At 56.3% G+C, this 4256-nt stretch carries 5 protein-coding genes; all 5 read right to left on the bottom strand.

Annotation, left to right across the window (positions count from 1 at the left end; genetic code table 11):
* A partial coding sequence (pckA, locus tag RTY00_RS20880; protein WP_312665970.1) for a phosphoenolpyruvate carboxykinase (ATP) occupies positions 1-1118 on the bottom strand: 1118 nt, incomplete at its 3' end.
* Positions 1119-1392: 274 nt separating this feature from the next.
* Positions 1393-2265, bottom strand: coding sequence for an Hsp33 family molecular chaperone HslO (gene hslO, locus RTY00_RS20875; RefSeq protein WP_312665968.1), 873 nt, complete (start codon positions 2263-2265; stop codon positions 1393-1395).
* Between the two features lie 23 nt (positions 2266-2288).
* Positions 2289-2690, bottom strand: a complete 402-nt coding sequence (gene hslR, locus RTY00_RS20870) for a ribosome-associated heat shock protein Hsp15 (protein ID WP_008107905.1) — start codon at positions 2688-2690, stop codon at positions 2289-2291.
* Between the two features lie 18 nt (positions 2691-2708).
* Positions 2709-3377, bottom strand: coding sequence for a GMP/IMP nucleotidase (gene yrfG, locus RTY00_RS20865; RefSeq protein ID WP_061719735.1), 669 nt, complete (start codon positions 3375-3377; stop codon positions 2709-2711).
* Between the two features lie 53 nt (positions 3378-3430).
* On the bottom strand, positions 3431-4256 hold an 826-nt coding region (locus tag RTY00_RS20860; RefSeq protein ID WP_312665965.1), incomplete at its 5' end, for an IgaA/UmoB family intracellular growth attenuator.

The raw sequence follows: 4256 nt of genomic DNA, 5'->3' as shown, positions 1-4256 counted from the left end.
AAGCGAGAAACCGGCGGCAGTACGCCAAAGGCATCGGCGGTAAGGAAGATCACCCGCTTGGCATGGCCCGCTTTTGACACTGGCTGCACGATGTTTTCGATATGCTCAATCGGATACGAGACGCGGGTGTTCTCGGTCTTGCTGCCGTCCGCATAATCCACGCTGCCATCAGCGCGCACCACCACGTTTTCCAGCAGCGCATCGCGACGAATCGCGCGGTAGATTTCCGGCTCCGCCTGCTCAGACAAGTTGATGGTTTTGGCGTAGCAGCCACCTTCAAAGTTGAACACGCCATCGTCATCCCAGCCGTGTTCGTCATCGCCAATCAGCTGGCGATCCGGATCGGTGGACAAAGTGGTTTTGCCGGTGCCGGACAGGCCGAAGAACACCGCTACATCGCCCGCTTTACCGACGTTAGCCGAACAGTGCATCGAAGCGATGCCTTTCAGCGGCAGCAGGTAGTTCATGATGGCGAACAGACCTTTCTTCATTTCGCCGCCGTACCAGGTGCCGCCAATCAGCTGCATGCGCTCGGTCAGGTTGAAGGCGACGAAGTTCTCGGAGTGCAGACCTTGCGCCTGCCAGTCTGGATTGGTGCACTGCGCGGCGTTCATCACCACGAAGTCCGGTTTGAAGTCAGCCAGTTCGGCTTCGCTCGGGCGGATAAACATGTTTTTAACGAAGTGCGCCTGCCAGGCCACTTCCATCACGAAGCGCACGCTGAGGCGCGTGTCGGGATTGGCACCGCAGAATGCATCGATCACAAACAGACGTTTGCCGGAAAGCTGCTGGGTGCAGCGACCTTTTAGCGCCTGCCAGGTTTCCTGTGACAGCGGCTGGTTATCATTTTTGCCGTTGCCGACATCGTTCCACCACAGCGTGTCGCGCGTGGTGTCATCCCGAACGATGTACTTATCTTTTGGCGAGCGACCCGTGAAGATGCCGGTATCCACGGCAATAGCACCGCTCTGCGTCAGAATGCCTCGCGCATAACCTTCCAGCTCTGGGCGAGTTTCTTCCTGAAACAGGGTGTCGAAATCAGGGTTGTACACCACTTCAGTGGTGCCGCTGATGCCCATAGAGGCGAGGTCTTGCGATGTCAGGCCGTTAACGCGCATGTGACTGCTCCTTTAATCGGTATCTGTTACTGCATATTTTTTATGGGGTGATTCTGCTGCCTGCCTGCATAGCCACGCAGGGCAGATCGCGCGCAGTGTACTCTTCTGAGCACGGCGGAAAAGAGAAGATAGTCAGAAATGCGAGCTGGAACGTGACAAGTAGAGAAATCTGCCACTTATGAAACTAAAGTCAGCGTTATTTAGCTAATAACCGTGATAAATGATAGGGATACGTTCAGCAGGAAAGCGGGCGGATGAACCGCCCGGCAGGTGATTAATGTACTTGATCGCTGTTGTTGGTTGGCGCGTTGCGAAGGGCGGCAATATCTACCGCATCGAACACGTAATGCGAATTGCAATAGTCGCAATTCATGTCGATTTCGCCATCCTCTTCGAGGATTTCGTTTACTTCTTCAACTGGTAACGTGCTCAGCACTTCGCCACAGCGCTCGCGTGAACAGGTGCACTTAAAGATCACCGGCGTTGGGTCAAACACCGTGGCTTCTTCCTGATGGTACAGACGCCACAACACGTCGGTGGCGGGCAGTTCAATCAGCTCTTCGCTCTTCACGGTTTCGGTCAGCGTGGCGAGGTGATTGAAATCATCAAGGCTCGGCTCTTGCGCAGGCAACACTTGCAGCAGAATACCGGCTGCGCCTTTGTCGCTGGTGCGAATAAACAGGCGCGTTGGCAGCTGCTCAGAACGCATGAAGTAATCTTCCAGACAACCCGCCAGCGTATCGGCTTCCAGACCAACCACGCCTTGATAGCGCTCGCCTTTCTCTGGCGAGATGGTGATCACCAGATAGCCGTTGCCGACCATCTCTTTCAGGCTGCTGCCCGGTGCGATCTCCGCGTCTTCTTGCACGCGCGCCACGCCACGCAACTCCTGACGGTTGTTACCGTTGATCACCGCCAGCGTCAGCGGACCGTCGCCCTGTAACTGCACCGTGATATCACCGTCAAACTTCAGCGTTGCCGTCAGCAGGCTGGTGGCCACCAGCAGCTCGCCCAGCAAGGTTTTTACCGGCTCAACGTAGTCGTGATTTTCGACGATTTCACGCCAGGTTTCGGTCACATTTACCAGCTGGCCGCGCACGGCGACGTTTTCGAACAGGTAACGGTGCAGTTGATCGTTTGTAGACATAGTGTTTCTCTCGTTGGGGCGCGTTATTTATCGCCCGACAATTTAAATTTCATCAGATCGCGGCGCTCTTTCTTATCCGGGCGGCGATCGGGGTGCGGCATAGTTAAGGAATTCATCTTGCGTGCCAGCGCAGTTTTCTCGCGCTTGTCGATGCTGGCAGCGGTTTCGGCATACAGCGCCTGGGCTTCGCTGGCCGGGCGGCGCTGATCGGTCACTGCGGTGATCACCACCGTGCGCTCATCGTTGCCCTGACGCAGCGTTAATTCGGCATTCAGCTCCACCAGTTTGCTTGGCTTGCTGCGCTGGCCGTTGTAATGCACTTTGCCGCCTTCCACCATTTCACGGGCCAGCGCACGCGTTTTATAGAAGCGCGCGGCCCACAGCCATTTGTCGAGGCGCACGCCTTCGCTCACTTTCTCTTTCATGGTATTGCGGCTCCTGCTTTAACGCAGCGTCTCGCACAATTGACGATAATCGCCTACCGCCGGATGACGCTGGAAAGATTGATCGGGCCGACCGGAATCCGGATTGCTGACGCCTAAGCACCAGCGAATGCCCCAACTTGTCGCTGCATCCAGAATCGCTTCGCTGTCATCAATGAATAGCGTGCGCGCGCTGTCAAACGCAGTATGTTGCTGAACGGCCTGCCAGAGACGCGGATCCTCTTTCGGATATCCAAAGGTATGGGTGGAAAGTAATAAATCAAGGTGGGCAGCTAATCCGGTCTGCTCCAGTTTCACATCCAGATTGTAGGGATGCGCATTGGTCAGCAGAATGGTGCGTTTACCTGCGGCACGTAGCGCCTGCAACAGCGGCAGCGTATCTTCACGCATTGCCGCGCGGTGGCGCTTCTCCCACGTCATGGCGCGAATATCCAGCGCCAGCTCCTGCGACCAGTAATCGAGACAATACCAGTTTAGCGTATGCACCACGGCCTGATACTTCTGCTCAATCAGCTGATGCGCTTCGCCCAGCGTGATGGCGCGTTCGCGGCTCAGGGTTTCCGGAACGTGCTCCAGCCAGAAGTGGCGGTCGAAAGCGAGATCGAGCAAGGTGCCGTCCATATCCAGCAGCACGGTATCAATCTCTGACCAGTTAAGCGTAACCTGCATTTTCTTTCTCGCCGCAAAAAAGTGGGCGACAGGGTAGCACAGAAGGGAAGGGCTCAGAACAGCGAGCGCACGCTCTGCATAGTGTTCAGATTGTGGTTGAAGCACTTATCGTAATACTGCTGAATTTCCGCCATGCGCAGGCGATTACGATGAATACGACGCAGCGCCAGCAAGCCGTTGATCACCGCGCTGGCAATCAGCACCAGCATCAACAGCGCGGTGCCCAAATAGCGCCACTGCGCCATGGCATCCGGCTCGTTATGCAGCGCGATGTGGCGTGTGCCATTGGCATCGGTGGTAATGCTGGTGATGATGCCGCTGGCGGCGAACGGCGTGTGCAGCAGCATGCCGGACATGCGTTGCAGTTCGCGCCATTGTGAAGGTGCATCAAGATCAAACAGCGCGACCGACGGCTGCGGCTGCGTCACCATCTGACGACCTTCATCACTGATAATCAGGAAGCCACCCGGCGGCGGGCTGTTAAGGTTTTCCGCCGCGCGACGCGTTTCACGCGCGAAGAAGCTGGACGTCGCGGTGTTCACCAGGTTTTCCAGCGCTTCGGCACTGACCGGACGCAGCAGTACATTCATGCCATTCAGCTTGCCGGAATCCGCGCGATGAATCAGTGAATCCCAATCTTTGGCGTTGCCGAGATTCACCAACGCATTTTTCAGTCGTACACAATCCTGCTGCTGGCTGCACAGATCCTGGGTTTTCAGCACCAAATCGGAGAAGTCATCCAGCAGAATCATGCCGGATTTCTGAATCGCCGAGGCCAGCTGCGGGTTGAGTTTGGGATCGGTATTAGTTTCCGGATGCAGCTGGCGCGTGGTGGTATCGAGCAGCGCCGAGGCTTTATCGATGATGTCCGATTGCGGC

The organism is Pantoea sp. CTOTU49201, assembly GCF_032054795.1.
Classification (GTDB): Bacteria; Pseudomonadota; Gammaproteobacteria; order Enterobacterales; family Enterobacteriaceae; genus Pantoea; species Pantoea symbiotica.
This window is presented reverse-complemented; position numbering and strand designations above follow the sequence as displayed.